15 protein-coding genes are annotated in these 21,157 nt (G+C 35.0%); 10 read left to right on the forward strand and 5 right to left on the reverse strand.

Annotation, left to right across the window (positions count from 1 at the left end):
* Positions 1 to 172 precede the first annotated feature (172 nt).
* Positions 173 to 1,369, reverse strand: a complete 1,197-nt coding sequence (locus tag HZA77_08995) for a hypothetical protein (GenBank protein ID MBI5375559.1) — start codon at positions 1,367 to 1,369, stop codon at positions 173 to 175.
* Positions 1,370 to 1,824: 455 nt separating this feature from the next.
* The gene (locus HZA77_09000; protein ID MBI5375560.1) at positions 1,825 to 2,916 is read right to left on the reverse strand and encodes an SGNH/GDSL hydrolase family protein; all 1,092 of its coding nucleotides are present in this window, start codon (positions 2,914 to 2,916) and stop codon (positions 1,825 to 1,827) included.
* 252 nt (positions 2,917 to 3,168) lie between these two features.
* Between HZA77_09000 and HZA77_09005 the strand changes: the two genes are divergently transcribed.
* From HZA77_09005 to HZA77_09040, 8 genes are all read left to right on the forward strand, one after another.
* Positions 3,169 to 4,947, forward strand: coding sequence for a YfhO family protein (locus HZA77_09005; protein MBI5375561.1), 1,779 nt, complete (start codon positions 3,169 to 3,171; stop codon positions 4,945 to 4,947).
* 96 nt (positions 4,948 to 5,043) lie between these two features.
* Positions 5,044 to 6,177: a glycosyltransferase family 4 protein gene (locus tag HZA77_09010; protein ID MBI5375562.1), complete on the forward strand. Its 1,134-nt coding sequence runs from the start codon at positions 5,044 to 5,046 to the stop codon at positions 6,175 to 6,177.
* A 188-nt stretch (positions 6,178 to 6,365) separates the two neighbouring features.
* Positions 6,366 to 7,346: a glycosyltransferase family 2 protein gene (locus HZA77_09015; GenBank protein ID MBI5375563.1), complete on the forward strand. Its 981-nt coding sequence runs from the start codon at positions 6,366 to 6,368 to the stop codon at positions 7,344 to 7,346.
* The gene (locus tag HZA77_09020; GenBank protein MBI5375564.1) at positions 7,343 to 8,470 is read left to right on the forward strand and encodes a glycosyltransferase; all 1,128 of its coding nucleotides are present in this window, start codon (positions 7,343 to 7,345) and stop codon (positions 8,468 to 8,470) included. The genes HZA77_09015 and HZA77_09020 overlap by 4 nt, the downstream gene beginning before the upstream one ends.
* A 150-nt stretch (positions 8,471 to 8,620) precedes the next feature.
* On the forward strand, positions 8,621 to 9,208 hold the full coding sequence (locus HZA77_09025; protein MBI5375565.1) for a methyltransferase: 588 nt from the start codon (positions 8,621 to 8,623) through the stop codon (positions 9,206 to 9,208).
* Between the two features lie 137 nt (positions 9,209 to 9,345).
* Complete coding sequence (locus HZA77_09030; protein MBI5375566.1) at positions 9,346 to 10,284, forward strand: radical SAM protein; 939 nt, start codon at positions 9,346 to 9,348, stop codon at positions 10,282 to 10,284.
* Positions 10,263 to 11,417 (forward strand): radical SAM protein, encoded by a 1,155-nt coding sequence (locus tag HZA77_09035; protein ID MBI5375567.1) that lies wholly within the window; start codon positions 10,263 to 10,265, stop codon positions 11,415 to 11,417. Before HZA77_09030 ends, HZA77_09035 begins: the two co-directional genes overlap by 22 nt.
* A 75-nt stretch (positions 11,418 to 11,492) precedes the next feature.
* Complete coding sequence (locus HZA77_09040; GenBank protein ID MBI5375568.1) at positions 11,493 to 12,941, forward strand: oligosaccharide flippase family protein; 1,449 nt, start codon at positions 11,493 to 11,495, stop codon at positions 12,939 to 12,941.
* 97 nt (positions 12,942 to 13,038) lie between these two features.
* Here the strand turns inward: HZA77_09040 and HZA77_09045 are convergent, their stop codons facing one another.
* Positions 13,039 to 15,012, reverse strand: a complete 1,974-nt coding sequence (locus HZA77_09045) for a hypothetical protein (GenBank protein MBI5375569.1) — start codon at positions 15,010 to 15,012, stop codon at positions 13,039 to 13,041.
* A gap of 110 nt (positions 15,013 to 15,122) precedes the next feature.
* Here HZA77_09045 and HZA77_09050 point away from each other — a divergent pair, with 110 nt between their 5' ends.
* Positions 15,123 to 16,229, forward strand: coding sequence for a radical SAM protein (locus HZA77_09050; GenBank protein ID MBI5375570.1), 1,107 nt, complete (start codon positions 15,123 to 15,125; stop codon positions 16,227 to 16,229).
* Positions 16,230 to 16,234: 5 nt separating this feature from the next.
* The gene (locus HZA77_09055; GenBank protein MBI5375571.1) at positions 16,235 to 18,439 is read left to right on the forward strand and encodes a glycosyltransferase family 39 protein; all 2,205 of its coding nucleotides are present in this window, start codon (positions 16,235 to 16,237) and stop codon (positions 18,437 to 18,439) included.
* Positions 18,440 to 18,448: 9 nt separating this feature from the next.
* On the opposite strand, the gene HZA77_09060 is transcribed toward HZA77_09055, so the two are convergent.
* On the reverse strand, positions 18,449 to 19,756 hold the full coding sequence (locus HZA77_09060) for an NAD(P)/FAD-dependent oxidoreductase (GenBank protein ID MBI5375572.1): 1,308 nt from the start codon (positions 19,754 to 19,756) through the stop codon (positions 18,449 to 18,451).
* 8 nt (positions 19,757 to 19,764) lie between these two features.
* Positions 19,765 to 21,156 (reverse strand): B12-binding domain-containing radical SAM protein, encoded by a 1,392-nt coding sequence (locus HZA77_09065; GenBank protein ID MBI5375573.1) that lies wholly within the window; start codon positions 21,154 to 21,156, stop codon positions 19,765 to 19,767.
* Between the last annotated feature and the right edge of the window lies 1 nt (position 21,157).

Below are 21,157 nucleotides of genomic sequence, written 5' to 3' on the forward strand. Positions count from 1 at the left end.
GAAAATTCCGGGTTTATCGAATTATTAGAGAATATATTATATTCCAGCCTCAGGGCCTGCCTTATTACAAACAAATGCTCATCCGCATGAAAGGTGTAAGGCAATCCCCATTCTAAACCATAAAATCTAAGACAAGTCCCAAATAGAATTATTACCAGAAGGGAGTAGTTATTTACCATATTGGAGTTGGCGACACGGTAGTAAAATCTTTAGTCAGTTTTATTATTATGTGGATATTATTGAATATCAGGAATGCAAATATTATAAGAAATATCGACCTTATCCAAAGTCTTGTCCTTGAAACAAATATTAATGTAGCGATAATTAACGGCAATATTATAAGCATCAAGTGCTTTGTTTGCCTCCAGTCAGTAAGAGAGAAAATTATACCGCCAATAATAAACCATAATCCCAAAATTGCTTTTTTTTCATTAATTTTAAAAATGCTATAGATAGTCAAAGGCAAAGCTACAATCAGGAACGGAAAACCGAGATGGTCACCAAACTCTTTCCATAATCCTACGATTGAAGGATATTCTAAATTCTTCGCATCATTAACTATCTGAGAGCTAGTCACCCTGACATCGTTTAGAGAAAATCTTTGGACTAAATGATAGGTGATCTGATCTTCAATGAATGCCTTGGGATTTACAAGGAAACCATATGTCCAAAATATCAATATTCCCAGAATAAAGCCCTGTATCATCCTGTCATATAGAGGTGATGTTAGTTTTGCAAACAAATTGCCTCTTTCATTAAGGATTCTCATTAAAGCAACAGCCAAGATGAATATTACCATTTTTTGATCCATTAACGCTGCAAAACAACCTGATAAAAACAGCAAAACCTCAAATAATTTACCCTGTTTTTCATTTACGTTATTATGCATGTACAGATAGATCATTATTAATAAACAAAAGGTATCTACCGCCATATATCCGCCGTAAGATAACCTTACAAATACTTCTGGAATCGTGAAAAAAATAATTGGTCCAATTACAGAAAAGAAAAATGATTGCGTCAGTGTGTAAAGCAAATAAAATAAAATTATCAGGCTCAAACTGCTAAAGAAGATATTGGGCATCCTCGTTGCGAGCAAATGAGGTTCAGCATAGAATTTATGCAAGTCGTTGCGCCAATTTTTAAAAACCATTTCTTTAGTGTTTTTCTCCTCGAGTTCCTTTTCAGCAGATATGGCTGACTGATAGTAGTAGGATAACCCATCTAATTGATCTAAAAACAAGGAAGTATAACCTATATAAAGATGAAGCATTAAAGGGTGAGCAAAGTAATAAACAGTCCCTCTGTTAGTTACCATATAAGGTTTCATATGGTGCATGATACCGTAAGCAGTACCTTGCGTTTCCATATCCTGATCCTCTAAAGGAGGAACATATCTCGTGGCACCCATGTATAGAATTGAATATATAACAATTGAAATAATTAGAATAAAAACAAGGTGCTTGGATTGGATCTTTCGCTTTAATATATCTTCAGTTCTTTTAGGTAATAAAATCCCTATGTTGCTAACAAGGAATAAATAAATCAGCATGTTGGTTGAAGATATTCTTATTTGAGAAATGTAAAAAAAAACACACCCGGAAATCAATATTAGAGAAGATATGCAAACAGTGAGAAAGATAATAAGTATTAAATCATTCGTTTTTTCCTTAAAGAAAACAGCCCAGCAATATCCCGGAATAATAAAAATCATCAGACCTATTAAAATTGAAAAAGCCGACTTGGGAATGAAGTGGATAAAATAGTGAAGGTAATAGACAAGAAAAATAAGGTTGCAGGCAATAAACAATTTTAATTTCTTTATCATTTTTCCTTAAAGTAATTTTCGATTATACTGTTGGCTATATTCTCTCCAATAAACATTGCACCTATGTCATTGAAATGCACATAATCATCGAAATACTCCAGGGACTGAGGCATAATCTTATCAAAATCTACAAGTGGGATATTCTCTTCCTCTGCTAATTCTTTCGCAGCATTGTTATATTTTGTTCTTGCATCTAAAACACCTTGATAAGTCAGCGTAGGAGTAAAATACAAAAGCGCTTTGAACATTTCAGGATTTTTTTTAAGATTAGTATCGTTTAATGGTATTACAAATGTTGAAAGAATGACCTTTATATTCCTTGATTTAGCGATATCTATCATGCTTTTTAAATTTCTTTCAAAAGCCTTAACTCCTTCAATAGAAACTGTATCAAATCTTTTCAGCTCAGGAAAGGAAGAATCCTGATTCTTTGGAAGATATTTTAAAATAAGGTTTCTTAGCTTAGTATAAAACCTAAAATTGTCTAAAAAAGGACGTCCTATATAAATTGGTTCCCGATATCTCCAGTGAGAATAATCACTTTTAAAATTAGGCATCCTGTTTGGTTTAAAATCATTATATCCATGGTAGATGAATATTAAATCAGGAGATAAATCCAAAAGCCGTAATTCTATATCTATAAGGCTTTCCGCTGTAGTATAACCTGGAACGCCTGCATTAATGACTTCAAACTTCTTACCGGATATTTTTTTGTTTAATACATCCTCCAGTAACTGAGGAAAAGTGGTTTTATCTGAGGATGACCCGATACCAAAAACTGTTGAACCGCCTATACAGACGATACGAAATGTACCCGGAGTTTTTATTATTTTAAAATCCTTACCGCGGTATCCTAATGAATTTATATTTATATTACGCGGTCTAAAAGCTGTATTAGGTTTAAGTATAATAGGAATGTAGGGATGAGTGTCGTATATTACATCAGGGAAATCTGCAACGTAATGCCTGTTCTTAATATAATCAATGATTCTTGCTGCCGATTCTAAAGAAACAAAAAAAAGAATTATTACAACGAATGAGAATAAAACTTTTTTTTCCAGAGAAATATCTTTTTTATTACTTTGCATTTTATTCCCGGGATACAAATCCTATTTTAACGAGATTGCATATCTCCCATAACAAAGCTTTTATTGTAAGTAAATTCAAAATCCATAAGCTGATATTTTCAGATTGTACTTAAATTTATTGCTGTTGCTATCCCATTAATTCATAATCATAAATAAATTGAGAGTATTATAACTCTTGCTACAGTTAATTTTATATGGCTACGATTATCGTAAAGTCGATTAACAAAAAAAATGTTTTAATTTTTTAAACAAATGGAAAATAATAATTTAAACAAAACGAACATATATTATAAAAATTCTTTTATAAAAGTTATTCTATTTATAATTATAATCTTTGCTATTTCACCAATATTTAAAGATTTTTCAAATATCAGTACTAAAGAAGACTACTTAATCTGCTTTTCCTACGAATACTACAGTATTAAGTCTATATTGGAATTTCATGAGTTCCCATTATGGTCACCATACTTTAATGGAGGTTATCCAATATTCGCTCACCCTGAAGCATCTGCTGCTAATCCATGGTTATTCCTTTTTTTATGTTTTGATGAAGTAAAGGGAATCAAAATTTCTATAATATTATCAGCGCTTATTGGGGCTTTCGGAATGTTTTATCTGACAAAATCAGTACTTAAGTTCAATAATGCCAGCGCTTTTTTTTCTTCCCTACTTTTTACTTTAAGCGGCTTCAACATAACCATTTTAACTGAATATTGGTCACAGACTATTTATTTCTATTATTTTTTACCACTAATTCTTGCAACTTTTATAAAATCCAAAGAAGATAAAAAATTTCTAATCATTACCTCGCTTCTAACGCTCCCTATTTTAGTCTGCGGAGCCCTGTCTTTCGTAATATTATGTTTATTTTTATTTCTATTTTCTGTTTTTGATGCTTTTTCAAAAAGTGATAGTAAAGTTCAGTTCAAATTAACCCTTCTAAAAAATCTTTTAATAGTTCTAACGCTGACAAGCGCAATCGGAATGTTCAAGATCCTGCCGATGGTGCAGCTTCTTGCAAGGAATATCAGGGCAATTGATAATTATTCAATGCTTGATAAGTTTTGCATTGATTTTAAAATATTATTTGACCAATTAATTAATCCTCTAAATATTCTCCCTGCTTATCCAAGCATATACTTTGGCTATATACCAATTCTATTCTGCCTCTTATCTCTCGTTTTTTATACCAAACAATTATGGCGAATTTTCTTTGTACTTTTTATTTTTATAATTCTAACGCTTGGCTCCAAAAGTCCAATTAACATATTAAAATTGTTATGGCATCTACCCTTCTATCATTCAATATTGGATATTAAAGAATATTCCTATCCTGTAATATCATTTCTGATAAGCCTTCTATCAGGAAAATTTCTACAGATAACAGATGATAAAAAGAGGCTTAAAGTTTTAAAAGCAGTAGTAATATCAGCAGCTCTTTTGAGCGTAGGAGAACTTCTATTTATCTACCAGTCATCATTCACAGATATTTTTAATGCCAAAAAGCCTGAAGTGACATCAAACAAGTTATTTTATCAGGTCAGAGTTATCCCCCAAAATAATTACAATATGAGGGCATTCCTCCAATACAAAAATTTATTCAATAATGTTGGAACTCTAAATTGGGAATCTGACATTCCTTTACCAATAAATGCAGAACCAAAGTTTATGCAGGATTCAGGTAATAATTTTAACCTGATCCCCAATCCACGTTATAAAGGTGAAGCTTATTTTCTCAATCCTGAAAATAAAGCAGCAATCACCAAAATAACAAGCAATTTAATTACAGTAAAAATCAACGCTAATTCTCCTGATAAACTTATTATCAATCAAAATGCATTTCCGGGATGGAGATGCAGCTCAGGCGAAATAAAGCCTTATAATAATCTGCTATCCGTTGATATTTCAAAAGAAGGAAGTCACGAGGTCATTTTTAAATTCATGCCACGCTCGTTTTATTTAGGGCTATTAATTAGCGCGATTTCTTTTGTAATTTCTATGCTATATCTTTTTTGGTTTTCCCGAGTTTAGTATGGTATATACTTTCACAGTCGATAATTTAAATAAATTAATATGCATTTCCCCAACTTTTCAAAACAAACAACATAACATAGAGCTATAGTCATTATGAAAATCGGAATAAATGCTCTCTATTCCATGAGTGGCGGATATGGCGGAATGCAAGTTTATTTTGAAAATCTTACCAAATCACTATTAGAAATTGATAGAAAAAATACATACATTTTTTTCTGTAATGCTCAAAACTACAGGGAATTAAATTTTGAGGAACATAACGCCAGCAAAGTGTTCTGCCGTGCATCGAGAGGGTTGAGTTTATCAAAAACCTTATGGGAGCAATTTGTCCTTCCGCTTCAGACTATTGCTTATGGGATAGATATCCTTTTTTCACCTGCCTATATTGCACCAGTTTTGATAAGTTGCAAATCTGTCGTAACCATTCACTGCACAAAATACATCAAGCACCCTGAGGATTTCGACTCAACTGGTCTTTTTGTTCTGAAAACATTTATTCCTCTCTCAGCAAGAAAAAGCGACAAGATCATAACTGTTTCTAACTGTACAAAATCCGAAGTTATAGATAGTTATAAAGTTCCCCCGGGAAAGGTGGCTGTAATTCCATATGCTGCGGCAAGCCATTTCAATCCTTCAGGCAATATGGCTGAGTTTCTCAATGAAAAATATGGGATTAGCGGTAAATATATCCTTTCAGTGGCAAGCACCAAACCTCATAAAAATGTTCAGGGGCTTATTGAAGCTTATATAAAGCTGAAAGAAGAAAGAGGAATAGAGCATAAACTTGTTTTAGTTGGCGATAAGAGACCCCTTTTAAAGCATAACTGGTTCAGTAAATATTCTAACTGGCAGGATCATATCCTTTTTACGGGTATTATCCCCAATAATGAGCTCCCTCCGCTTTACAGCAATGCAGATGCCTTTGTTTTCGTCTCAAAATACGAGTCCTTTGGGATACCTATAATTGAGGCCATGTCATGCGGTACCCCGGTGGTTACTTCAACATCGTATGCCATGCCGGAAGTAGCGGCGGGCTGTGCTCTACTTGCAGACCCTGATAATACTAATGACATTGCAGAAAAAATTTATGAACTCTTAACAAAAGAAGACTTAAAAACTAAGCTCGTGGAGACAGGGAAAAAACATGCCGGCACGTTCTCATGGAAGAGAACGGCAGAGATGACATTGAAGGTCTTTGAGGAAATATGCAATGTGAAGCAATATTAAGAACTATTCTCCACTATTCTCATTAATGCTCATAAAATCCAACTGTACAAAGGAGAGAATTAACATTTTCAAATACAAGCCTGAAATTATAAAAGCTATAGTACACAATGAATATTAGCGAAAAGACTGTAAATTTTGTATCTTATGGCTATAATAGATAGATAAATTACGGAACACCTAAATATTCAATGACAAAACTTATTATACAGATCCCCTGCCTCAATGAGGAAGAATCACTTCCTGTAACCCTATCCGCGCTCCCAACAAAAATCGAAGGAATAGATAAAATTGAAATTCTCATTATAGACGACGGCAGTATTGATAAAACAGCAGATGTAGCGAAAAAATATGGAGCCCATCACATTATACGATTCGCAAGGCACAAGGGGCTTTCAGAGGCATTTATGGCAGGAATGGATACTGCGCTGAAACTCGGAGCTGATATAATTGTAAATACCGATGCTGATAACCAGTATTGTGCTGACGACATAGGAAAACTTATCAGACCTATAATGGAAGGGAAAGCTGAAATAGTAGTCGGGGACAGACAAATAACCAAGGTTGAGCATTTCTCAGGAACAAAAAAATTGCTTCAAAAACTTGGAAGCTGGGTCGTGAGGCAGTTATCCGGGACTTCAATTCCTGATACTACAAGCGGGTTCAGGGCATTCTCCCGGGAAGCTGCACTGAAACTAAACGTACTCTCCCGTTTTACTTATACTCTGGAAACCATAATTCAAGCCGGGAAAAAAAATATAGCCATCTGCCATGTCCCGGTAAGAATAAATCCAACAACCAGAAACTCAAGGCTCTTTAGCAGTATATGGAGTTATATTAAGAGGTCACTTTCCACGATATTGAGAATTTATACTATCTATGAACCGCTGAAAATATTCATGTATATAGGCGGTTCAGTGTTCCTGGCAGGTCTTATATTATTAGGGAGATTCCTCTATTTTTATTTCTTTAACATCAGACCATACGGACATATTCAATCAGTCATCATAGCAGGAGTACTTCTGATAATAGGGTTATTAATAGGAGCCATAGGTATTCTCGCAGACCTGATATCAGCTAACAGGAAACTCATAGAAGAATCCCTCTATAGAATCAAGAAAATAGAGCTCCAGCACACCGGAGACAGGGAGCGCCCGGGGAAGGATAAATGAGAATAGCTTTGATAGGTCCATCCTATCCTTTCAGAGGCGGTATATCGTTAAATACTACACTTCTTTACAGGGCTCTTAAGTTAAAAAATGATCTGTTATTCATATCTTTTAAAAGACAGTACCCAAAAATCCTATTCCCGGGGGAATCTGACAGAGAGCCTGATTTTACTTTCATACAGGAAAAAGATGCAAAACCGCTTTTAGATTCAATGAACCCTTTCTCATGGTTTGCGACAGCCTTTAAGTGCAGTCGCTTCAAGCCTGATGTAACTATCATACCCTGGTGGGTTGTCTTCTGGTTCCCGCATTTTATAACTATTATTTATATAATGCGTCTTTTCTCAAAGACAAAAATCATGATAATATGCCACAATCTCTTTGAACATGAAAAAAACTCTATAAAAAAAGCTCTCTCTCTTGCCATCCTCAGGAAGGCTGACTATATTGTCGTCCATTCCTCTGAAGAGAAAAAAAAGATTGAATCGCTGAATATGAAAGCAAAGGTTTCAAGACTCTGGCTCCCGGTTTTTGAATATGAGCCATGGCACATAACAAAAGAGGTTGCCAGAAAAGAACTTGGATTTGAGAGAGAAAAGAAACTATTGCTCTATTTTGGAATCATTCGTCCCTATAAAGGGCTTAATCATCTGTTAAAAGCAATTGCAACAGTCAAAGGAAGATTTGATTTGACTCTTATGATTGTCGGAGAATTCTGGACAGGAAAAGAAGAGTTTGAAAAGGAAGTGGATACACTTGGCATAAAGCAGAACATTCATGTTGTTGACCACTTCATTCCAAGTGATAAGATAGGAGTGTATATGGCAGCAGCGGATGCCGTAGTGTTTCCCTATATATCTGCAACCGGAAGCGGAGCCCTCCAGATAGCTATTTCATGCGGAAAATCCGTAATTACCACAAATGTGGGATGTTTTCCTGATATTGTGAAAAATGGGATAAATGGTTTAATAGTTGAAGCCGGAGACTCTCAAGACCTTGCTGATAAGATAATAAAATTTTATAAAGACGATATGGAAAAGGTCTTTGCCAATAAGATAACAGATCTATCACAAGAGCTTTCCTTAGAAGCGATAGGAAATGCAATTGATAACATCATCAAAGCTTAAGAAAAAATTTTTACACAGGAAAATCATATGAAGGGTGGTAAAAAACTTAGCATTCCGAGACGTTTATACAAGTTTGTTAAATACAGAATTCTTAAACTGCTTTTTTTCAGAAAATCGCAACCAACACTCCATAAAATAAGAGGTAGGTACATGGCCGTTCTTCCTGAGGTATTTCACCCGGGATTATATACCACAAGTCCTCATTTGGCAGACATGATAAATAGCTTGGGTATCAGGGAAAATGACAGGGTGCTCGATCTTGGCACAGGCTCAGGGATAGGTGCAGTTTTTTCTGCGCAGTTCACAAAACATGTTGTAGCAGTTGACATCAATCCCAATGCAGTAAGATGTGCAAAAATCAATGCACTCATTAACGGTTATGAAGAAAGGATTTCTGTTAGGTTGGGAAACCTGTTTGAACCAGTAAGAGATGAGGTATTCGACCTGATTTTTTTCAATCCTCCTTTTTATCTTGGAAAGCCCAAAAACTGGCACGAAACTGCTTTTAAAGGAGGGGATTATCCTGACCATATATGTCATACTTTTTTAAGAGATGCACCCAAACATCTTGCATCTGATGGAAAGATTCATATTTTATGGTCATCTATTGCAGATTACCCCGGACTTGATGAAGAGATAAAAGAGAATGGATTAGAAACTGCAAAAATTACCCTAAAGGACACCATCACTGAGGTAATCCAGATTTATGAGCTCAGACACCAGAAAAAACAAAAATAGTGATTAGATCAACCGCCAAAATTGATTTTACGCGCGTCCAATTATAAAAAAATAATCTTTTCTTGAAATAATTAAAAGGTAAAGATAATGTTAATGTATTGGTTACATAGACTAATTTACTCAGAAAGATGCAAATTATGAGAACACATAATAATCCCATTGAAGATTATATTAAAAAGATATCCCAGAATAAATACTGGGTCTACTTCAATTATAAATTCAGGAAAAAGGTAAATCTTTTAACTCTTCTGATAGAATTCACTCCTATTTGTAATCTAAAATGCAGGATGTGTACATTAGACCATTCTCAAAAAGGATTTATGGATCCTTTGCTTTTAGAAGAAATAGTAAAACAGATTTCTGATGATTCTAAATATAATATCGACAATATTTCTTTATGGCAGGGAGGAGAGACACTACTACACCCCAAATTTGGTTTAATGCTTGATATTTTAGCAAAGGCAAAAAAAAGAAGTAAAGTATTTCCAAAAATAGCTTTGCTTACAAATGCAACAGTTTTAGATGAAAAGAAAACTGATATAATTTTAACAAGTGATGCAGTTGATTTAATGCTTTTCAGCGTTGATGGAGGAACCAAAGAATCATTTGAAGATTTAAGAGTCGGAGCAAAATGGGATGAAGTCTTAAATAATATAAATCATTTTTTAAAACAAAATAGGGATTTGAAGAAAAATATCCGTACAGGAATAATAAGCATAATAAAGCCCGGATTACAATTATCAGAAGAATTTAAAAAGTTAGTAAACAGTGTTGATGAATATATGCCCAGGAGTATGCACAGTTGGGATGGGTCAGAAGAGCTTGGGATAGAAACAGATGCCTGCAAGGAAGAAAAATATGGTCTCTGCTATTTTGTTTTAAGAGAGCTGGTTGTCCATTGGGATGGTAACGTAAGTCCATGCTGTATAGACTTAAATAAACGAGGTATTTTAGGTAATCTAAATAACAATTCACTCTATGAGATCTATCATTCAGCTAATAGAAAATTTATGATTGATAAGATGCAAAAAAAATTACGGAAAGAGATTGAGCTGTGCAAAAAATGCAATCTTTAATTGATCCCCTCTTTATAGAACTAACAAATCATTGTAATTTCAAATGTACTTTTTGTCCCGACGACGTCATGAAACGTAAGAGAGGATACATGGATTTTGGCCTCATTGAAAAAATCTTCCATGATATTAAAAAAACCAATTTAGTTAGCTATGTAATACCATCTTTAATGGGAGAGCCATTACTTCATCCACAATTTTTCGACTTCCTGGATTTAGCAAAAAAAAATAACATAAAAGTCCATTTAATTACTAACGGTAGTTTAATTACTTCTAATGAAAAGATTGAGAAGCTTTTTTCTTCAACTATTTTTGAATTAGTTTTGAGCTATCAAACGCCCTGGGAAGATATGTTTTATTTGAGAAAAGCCGGAAATCTTAAATTGGATACTTATAGGGAAACATTGATTAATATTATCTGTAAAAAGTTTGAGATGAAGGCAAGTACAGCTATAGAGTTACATTTTCTTGATACTGCTGAGAGGTCAGTCAGGGGAATTGACTTTGTAAACAGTCCTGAAGAAATGCTGAAAGTGATACAAGGCTGGAAACCGATTTTTGAAGAGATAGCAAATAAATTCCATCTTAAAAACAGAATTAATGAATATACACTTAGAGAAATAAAGAAGAGAATAAGAAATAATATTTTATATATGACAAAATTTGAGATTCTGCCGGACGTGTATATGGTTCTGAAAAAAACAGTCCTTTATGGAAACTACTTGCTGCCCGAAGGAATTAGTGTAAAGGAAAAACCAAAAGGGAAATGTTCTGCTTCTTTTAAATCATTGGCAGTTCTATGGAACGGTGATTGCACTTTTTGCTGTGAAGATTTTAATGGAGAATTAATTGTAGGTAATATAAAAGATAATTCCCTGGAAGAAATCTGGTATGGGGAGAGATTAAATAATGCAAGAAAGGAGATGCATAATCTTATCCTTTCAAACAAATTCTGCCAGAGATGCAAAGGAGAGCTTTATGATTGTAATGGTAATAGAATTGATCTTGTGAAGAAATATTCTTTTCCCCTGCAACTAAACCATTCTTATTTGAGACTCCTGAAAGCTTATAAAGATTATGGAATTACAGGTACATTTTCAAAAAAAATAAAAAAGTTTTTTAAGCACACCACTTAATGATAATGATACTTTTAAGATGAATTATTTTTTGTGTCCGATATCCCGGAGATTATTTATTTCCATTGAAATTCAATGACTAATACTTCAAAAAAAACTTCCAGTGTTATGGGGAAAGGAATTCTTTATCTTACTTCCAGTAAGATTATATTTGCCGTGAGTGCTTTTCTTATGCACATCGGACTTGCAAGGATTTTAGGGGTTGAGGATTATGGTGTTTACGGCGTCATAATGGCATTTCTTGGTATAACATATACCTTATTTCAGCCTGGAGTACAGACTTCAGTCATCAAATTTGCGGCTGAGGACATTAGCAGAGTATCTTTAGTGCTTAAGGCAGGGGTCAAGTTGCAATTGATACTCTCAGTGACTCTCACATTGTTAATATTTGCGGCAGCACCGCTTATAGCCTTTTTTCTTAAAGATGATTCACTGATTTCTTACATTCGTTTAGCTTCACTTGTTATAATTCCAGCTGCTCTCGATACAGTTTATCTTGCATCTCTCAACGGCATACGTTTTTTTGGTCAGCAGGCGATTTCAGTAATATTTCATTCATTAACAAAATTATTTTTGGTATTCATAATAATATTTCTCGGCTTTAGGGTTAAAGGGGTCTTGGCTGGGATGATAGCTTCAACCATTATAGGAATGATTATTTCCAGAAGTTTTTGTAAATTTAAAAATGAAGGCGGAGAATTTGGAATAAAAAAACTTTTAATATTCACTACGCCTGTATTACTTTATGTTTTCTGCGTAACTTCAATAGCAAGCTTGGATTTACTTTTTGTAAAATCACTTCTAAATAGCAACAAAGAAGCCGGATTATATACTTCTGCAGCTAACATTTCCAAACTGCCATTTATTCTGTTCTCAAGTTTCCAAGCAGTTTTACTTCCTTCAGTATCAAGGGCTTTTTCTATGAACAATATGGAATTGTTCAAAAAATATATAAATCAGACCTTGAGATATCTCTTGTTACTGATGCTCCCTATCGTAACAATCCTAAGTGCTACTGCTGGTACAGTGCTGGAGATATTTTATTCAAGCAAATATTCTGGAGCAGAGTCAGCTTTAAGTATTTTACTTTTTGGAGGGGCTTTTTCAATTATATTATCAGTTCTTGCCTCGGTTATAATAGGATGTGGAAGACCAAAGGTTAGCCTGTTTTTTGCATTGATTTTATTTCCTATGGATATAATTTTGAACCTTATATTAATACCCATATACGGATTGAGTGGCGCAGCAATTTCCACTACAATAACTTTCATCTCAGGAAGTATAATGGCAGGAGCTTATATCTATTATAATTTTGGCGCATTGATGGAGGTTTTATCTTTTTTGAAAATAAGCTTAGCATCAGCAATTGTGTATATAATCTCAATAAAATATTCTATTACAGGAATTCTTATATTTGGAGAATATCTTATTTTATTTATTGTATATTTTTTATTGCTTCTCCTTTTTAGAGAGATCAAGAAGGAAGATATACAGATGCTCAGGGATACAGTCAGGACTGCATAGAATTTCTTATCCCACTTATTTTGCACACAGCAGAACATGCCGGAAACAATATCTTTTGATTTACCAGAAATTAGATAAATAGACATTTCAGGTTATTTCATGACTCTTCTGGCAATAATGGAGTTTTGGAAGACTGATATTGATAAAGTGAAGGCGCTGTTACCACTTTATCCTCTGGTTTTTTACTTAAAATCTCATAAAGCAGGATATCACCATTTGCTATTTTTTTAAGAACATATTTTTTGCCAAAACTATTCTTTATAGCCTTTTCATCACCAGAGTAGGATAAAACATAACTATGGATATTTCTCACAAGGAATGAATTAATAACTGTCTCATACATCAACAAATCATTTACAGGAATATAGGCAATCCTGACATTTTTCAATGCCTTTATAGGTAATATTTCCACAGTTTTATCTGAAGTCATACATATTAAAGAGTTATCTTCAATGTGGGTATTGAGCGAATTATAGATTGAATAATTGTTAAGCCTTATTCTCCGCGAAGCCTGAACATCTCCAGCCCAAGCTGCACAAACACTATAAAAAATAGAAATAAGCAGCAATAGCTTATAGGAAAACCGCACAGAGATTTTATCAGAAACTGATCGTTTCGAATAAACAAAAAGAAGCAGGAGCACGGCTGAAAGGAAAAGAGGTATATATAAAATTAGATTTTCAAAAAATATATTCCCCACCTTCTGGTAATAGAAAAGAATAAGAAAAAAAGAAGATATCAATCCTGCAGCCGTTATCTCCCATTTCCCAAACCTCATATCTCTGATTAACCAGCAAAAAGATATTATTCCGAACGGGATAAGCTCTAATGCGTACCTGATATTAAAGGCAAAACCTCCATGGAAAAAAAATGAAGACATAAAAAGTATGGGGATTATGAATAAAAAATATGTATATAAAGTTCTTTTTTTAGTGACTCCTTCCTTCAACATAAAAATAAAACCTAAAAAACTCAAAATCAGATAAGGACAGGATTGGATCAATGCTTTTTTTACTATTCCGCTAAAAAGCATGCCTCCGCTTTCATCTTTTGCCAGGTCATAATGGAAACTCGAAATGTCAAATATGTTGCAATAACAAGTATAGAGCCAGAAAAAAGTTATATTTCTGAACTCAGTGTTAACAACCAGTAAAAAAACAAGTGCAACAGAGAATACACCACTCATATAAAGAAGTTTTTTACCGGAAAATAATTCTTCCTTTTTTATGACAAGAAAAATAACAAATGCCATAAAAATAAAAATAATGGACAATTCTGGATGTAACAAATAATAGGAAAAATTTCTGTTCTTGTAATGCCCATAACTGAAAGGGTCAAAGATGCCAAATCTCGAACTATTTATTGCTCCCTGCAATAGAAGAGATGGGACAGCGCTTAAAATAAATATGATAGCAGGTATTATTTTCCGCTGTACAAACAAGATAAGCATCGCAGCAACAACCAGAAACTCAAGATTAAGCAGACGTATCCCTATGGAAAATGAAAGAAGAGCAGAACTTGCAATAAGTACAGAAAAACTGCCTTTGTCCGGTAAAAAATATGAAAGGAAAAGATACATTCCTGCCATAACGAGAAAAACCGAGAGCATGTGGGGCCATAAGCCAATTGCATATTCCATGGCAAAAGTTGACAGGGCATACAAATAAACTGACCTTGCAGCAACCAGCCTGTCATCAAAAAGTTTCATGGCAATCAGATATATAAAATAAAGTGCACCGGCAAAAGAGATGATATTAAGCAAAAACAGTCCCTGAAAACCCAAAACCCTGTAAAATGGAAAAGCTACGATCGGATAATATGGAGGATATTTTGCATACATAGCATTTCTATAGTAAACAGGTTGAAATACCCCAAAAACCGTAGATTTATATTCCTCGTAACCATTCGAGATCCTGTAAGAAAAGGAATCATTGAATGATTTTGCCATCAGGAAATAACTGGCATCATCAATGCTGAAAAGACTCGGAATATAAAGAAACAATGCAATAAAAATGATTACCGCTATGAAAAGAAAAACGATATATTTGTTTGAAAATTCCATCTTTACCATTGAGATTTTATATTCATTGTTAGTTAAACATTTTTATGAAAGCCCATATTTATCGGTAGTCTAACGTAAAATAGTTTATAATGTAAATTAAAGGAAATAACATTAATTTTATGACTTTTTATAAATCTACCCAGATACAAAGCGCCTTAAAAAATCCACTGTATGCATCTTCTACAATCCTGTCTAAAATAAAAAACCTTGCCATGCTGGACTTCAGATTTTTGAATGGTTACAGTTTCCTTCCTGACACAATAAGGATTGACCTCACATACAATTGTAATCTGAGATGCAAACTTTGTTTTGAATTCGGGAAAAGCGCTGAAGAACTTTCTTCAATTCCTCGCAACGAAGAGATAAATTTTGGACAGCTTAAACATTTTTTGCTTGATGTAAAATCTTTTTATCCCACTATTTATCTGTCAGGAGGGGAGCCACTTCTTTATTCTCACATATTAGACCTTCTCGACTTTCTCCGGCAAAACAGGCTTTATACTCTTGTAAATACCAACGGAGTCCTTCTGGAAGGCTTTGCTGACCAACTGGTTGATACTGGTGTTGATAAACTTGTTATATCTATTGATGGACCGGAAGAAATTCATGACAAGAACAGGGGGAAGACGTTCAAAAAAATAGTAAAAGGTATTGAGAAACTTAATGCAAAGAAAAAAGATGAGAGAAAGCCCTTCCCTCTTATCAGGATAAACTGCCTTATTACACCGTTTAATTTTAAAGTCCTCGAAGAAGTTGTAAATATCGCCAGGCAACTTGAGGTTGAATCTCTTTCATTTCAACATCCCATGTTCGCCACAGACGAAAGAAAGAATGAAAAGAGCAGTGAGGGTTCAATAGATATACTCGGTTATGTTTATGAGGGAGAGATAAATCCTGATATACTTCTACAGCAGATGAATAAAATAGCTGCAATAAGAGTACCATTTAAAAAATATTTCTATCCATCAGTCCCAAGGGAACACATTCGAGAATATTATAATGATATAAACTATCCATTTAAAAAGGCATGCCTCACTCCATGGAGAAAGCTTATGTTAACTCCGTCTGGAGATATTGGGCCTTGTGTGCATTACCCGATTGCTAATTTGTCCAGTAAAAGTTTCAATGATATTTGGAACAGCAAAGATTACCGCAAATTCAGAAACTCTATCAGAAAGGCAGGACTTTTTAAAAACTGCGTTCGCTGCTGCCTGAGAGAATACTAAGAAAGATGGATAAAAAAACAGCCCTCCCCTCAAGTGTTATAAAAACAGTATTGTTCGTCCTGATAAATTGCATCATTGTGTTATCTTCAGTTCTCATTGCTAAGAAAATAAGAGTTAATCCTTCATACCATGCAGATGAATTCATCATTATCACTCTTTCAGTTTATTATCCGGTAATCTGGAGTTTATTAGTTAAAAACTTCAAATCCGATATCAACGGATTTTTTCGCTGGACTGTTTTTTTACCCACTGCACTTTCTTTGTCGCTTTCAACTTCATTTCTTTCTCTTTTTAAAATATTCATTCCCCTTTCAGTTTGCCTGTCCTATTTTCTGATATTAATTTCTATTTTGTTCCTGATTTCAGTATTCATTACAGTTAAACCCAAGCACATGACAGAAACGGAGAGAACTTTCTTTTTCCAGTCCCTCATCCTGCTGGCTTCAGGTATATGCTTCATAATATCTGATAAAATAATCAATAAGCTCTCATCTGCTTTCACTATAAACAGAATAAATGAGATTATAATGCTCTCAGGGATGTTTTTCTTTTCATTATTTATAGCCAATTCAATACCCGCCTTATTAAAAGATATCTTCACCTCTGGGAAGAGAACTTTGTCAAAACCATGGATAATTCCGGTCTTCCTGAGTATTTATGTGATAATTCCTGTTGCAATATTCTTCAAAGTTTTAGGTGGAATCCCCCATGTCCAGGATGAAATAGCTTACCTTTTCCAGGCAAAAATATTTGCTTCAGGAAGACTTTTCACTGATGCACCGCCTGTGCAGAAGTTTTTTGATTACGAATTCATAATAATAGACGGCGTCAAATGGTATGGAAAATATTTCTTTGGTTTTCCGCTCCTTCTTGCCATCGGGTTGCTGCTTAAAACTCCGTGGATTGTAAATCCTCTCTTAGGGGCAGGGGCAGTATTTCTTTTTTATCAGATATTAAAAAAGTTTTTGGGAGAAGAATGTCTCTCATCATATATGCTTGTACTTCCTCTTTTTTCACCTTTCATTTTATTTATCAATGCATCATATCTTTCACATACAAGTTCTCTTTTCTTTTTGACCCTCTTCATCTATCTTTTCTTTAAAGCCATTGAAAAACATTCAATTGTTCTTTCAATGCTTTGCGGACTGAGTCTCGGATTTGCCTACAACATAAGACCACTTACTGCCGTAACATTCACATCTCCTTTTCTTGTCTATGGTACTTATTTGCTGTTCAGAAAGAAAATTAAGATCACACAGGTAATTATCTTCTCAATTGCAGTAATTCTCTTAATGGTTGGATATTTCTCATACAACTACATGCTTACAGATGACATCTTCCTTACACCTTTCAACAAATACTGTCCCACAGACCACCTTGGCTTCGGCAAAGACATCGGGCTCCCATATCTATCAGAATATGGCCATGATTTTGCCGATGGCTGGCAGAACACAAGAGATAACCTAAGAGAACTTTCAAGCGACCTCCTGGGGTTCCCAAAAATATCTTTTTTACTCGTAATAGTCCCCTTCCTAATTGGCGGAACAACACTCTTTGAGAAATTCTTTCTGGGAGCTTTTGTAATAAATATTGCAGGTTATTTCTGCTACTACTTTAACGGGATTGCCTACGGGCCAAGGTATTACTTTGAAACTGTATTTTTTCTGCTGTTCCTTTTTCTGAAAGGATTAATAAGAGTAAAAGAATTTGTCACAAAAAAACTTTCAGGAAAAAACATCATGGCATCTCAGGAAAGTGCTCAGTTTATAATACCATTAATATTTATTTTGCTGTTACTCCGGACATGTATAGTATCCATTCCCGAAAAAGTTCAAATCTACGGAAACCGCTTCTGGAACCTCGACAATACCTTGGAACATACTATGGCAAATTCAGGATTACATAATGCAGTTGTATTCATAAGGTCAGGATATTTCAGAGAGCGCGAAGCAGCACCAAACTACTATGGCGCCGGTTTTATAAAGAATAGCCTAAAGCTAGACAACGACATCGTTTATGCAAGAGATTTTGGCGATGAAGAGGATCTGAATCTTATGAAGCACTTTCCGGGAAGAAGGCCATACAGGTTTGTATTCAACGAATCACTTATAACAGCAAACCGTTACTATGCGGATAACCTCAGCCCTTATCTTTATCCTATACCAAAACCTGAGGTTGCTTACAGCAGCAACATAAACATTATTCCCTGAACTTATCAATTACTTTGAAATCATCTTTGCGGCAGTTCTTCCAAGGTTGATGCTGTTGGCGATAGTCCTGTCATCAGGATGAAGCTGGCAGGAATCTGTTATGTAAAGTCCGTCCATTGAAGTTTTTATTCCGGGAATAAGTTGCCTAAAACCAATATCGCATATTGGCTGTGCAAATCGATCCCTGAAAACAAAGCTCTTCAATATCCAGTCATCCGAAAATTCTGGTTTTATCAGTTTCAGATAAGAGGAATATTCTTTCACTATATCCTCTGAAGACTTCTTGAATATTGGACTGTCTGAAGATATATACTGCGGCATATAAATTACTCTTGCTCCCTTAAGGAAGCCGCAGGGATTAAGGTTGGAATATTCAATTATTCCGGCAAGTTTTATTCTACTATCATTTATGTTCAGCCAGAAATTCTCTGAAATAGAGTCTTTAATAAGGAGCAAAGCACATACCACGCCAATCGATTCAATCTTCCTGATTTTTTCCCAATAGTCGCCATTCACATCCGGGAGAATCTCAAGGAGTTCCGGAGAAGGAACTGTGGATATCACTGCATCGCTTTCAATCTCTTCTCCGTTAGCCTCAACCGCACAAACCGTATTATTTTTATGGACAATTCTTTCAACCTTGGTGCTCGTTACTATTTTTCCGCCATTCGCTGTTATCCTTCGGCTGATCTCATCTACAAGTGTTTTTGTCCCGCCTTCTATAAAACCAAGTATCTCTCTTTGCAAAATCTTTGTCCGAGATTTTCCAATCCTATGTATCCTTGCCCACATCCATGCAGCTGAAAGTTTATCAGCATAATCACCAAACTTATGCCTTATGAGAGGTTCATGAAGTATTTTATAAACATTTTCTCCGAATTCTTTCTTAAGCCATTCATCAGCACGCACATTTTCTATATCTAACCACCCCTTTTCACTCTGACTTTTTACTGCCATTAGCCCTAAACCAAATTTCATTTTTTCAGCAAAGCTTAAATATGGAAACTTCAAAAGGTCAACAGCCCTGCCGAATGGCAATAGACTACTGTCATAAAAAATCCCCATTTTAGTCTTCACCCAATGAAGCTTATCAGCCATATCAAACTCATTAAGCATTTCAAATAGGGGATAATCATTGAGACAAACAAAGTGATAATACCGCTCTATAAATCCTTCTTCTAAAGGAAAGGAGCTTGCAAGTCCTCCAAGAGCCGGAGACTTTTCGATAAGGGTAACATCATAATCTTTTTTAGAGAGGTCATATGCAGCCGCAAGTCCTGCCACTCCCCCTCCTATGATTGTAACTTTCAACTTCAAGCTCCTCCCTACGTTGTAAAAAGATAATCCCACATTCTTTTTACCAAAGACTGTATGTGTCTTAAAGATTTTATTTCAGATAGCATACCAATTATTATACGCCATCTCAGATGAAAAGAAATAAATGCTTTTCTCTGCAGCGCCTTAAGTCTTTCTTTTGAAATCCCGGGAGGGCTATAGGGAACTCTGGAATAAAAAAGCTCTCCCCATTTTATTTCTCCAACTTCACCTGTACTTTGAAGCACTCTTGTAGCCTCAGTCCCGGGAAGTGGAAGAAAATTACTGAAGTGCGCCCTCTTTATCTTGAGCTTCTTTGCAAACTTTATTGTTTCTTTTATATCATCTTCTGTCTCTGCCGGGTAGCCGATAATAAAAAAACCGCTCGGGTGCAAACCTGCCTCATTTATAAGGTTAACTTTATCCTCAATCTCTTCGAGAGTGAGGCTTTTTTTCATATGGTTAAGTATCCTCTGCGATCCTGACTCTATTCCAACAGTAAAAGAATAAACTCCAGTCTCTTTCATTGCCTGAAGCACCTCTCTATCAAGAGTATTAAGCCGTATACCGTTCGGGAAAGTATAGCTTATGTCCCAATTCCTCTCTCTTAACGCCTGACAAAATTCATAGACCCGTTCCTTATAAAGGTTGAAAACATCATCGATTATATGAAATTCCCTTACATTGTAATCATAGTAGAGCTGATCCATTTCTTTCATAACATTTTCAATGGATCTGAACCTCACCATTCGCCCCATATTGGTATGTGAAGCACAGAATGTACAAAGATAAGGGCATCCCCTTGAAGTTGAAATAGGCGCTATGGGGAAATTCTTAAAAAACGCACCCTGCGGATTTTCAGGATAGGTCCTCGGATCCATTAAATCCCATGCAGGAAATTCAATGGCATTTAAATCTTCAATATAAAGACGCTGATTCACTATTGTCTTCCCATTTTCCTTTCTCACAAGTCCTTCGATTGAATCAAATGGTATATCCTCTTTTCCTGATATCTTATTCATAAACTTGGGAAGACTTACTTCGCTTTCCCCGCAAAAACCGTAATCAGCAAATTTTGCATCATCAAGTACCCGTTCGCTTGTTGTGGAAACGTGCACTCCGCCAATGATCACAATGGTTTCAGGGCGGTTTTTCTTAACGATCTCCATCTGTTTTATTGTAGTTGCGAAATCGCATGAGAATATCTGGAAGCCAACAACATCATGAGAATTTTTCTCAATGAACTCTTCAAATCTCCTCAAGTTCATCTTTTCCTTTATGCAATCGAGAATTCTTACTTCATTAAAGCCGTTCCTGCGTAGAGCTGAAGCAAGGTAACCCAGACCGATAGGAGGAACAACGTAATGTGTATCACTTATAGGAGTTACAAGCAGTATCTTCATG

This window comes from Candidatus Schekmanbacteria bacterium (assembly GCA_016219965.1).
GTDB lineage: Bacteria > Schekmanbacteria > GWA2-38-11 > GWA2-38-11 > J061 > JACRJM01.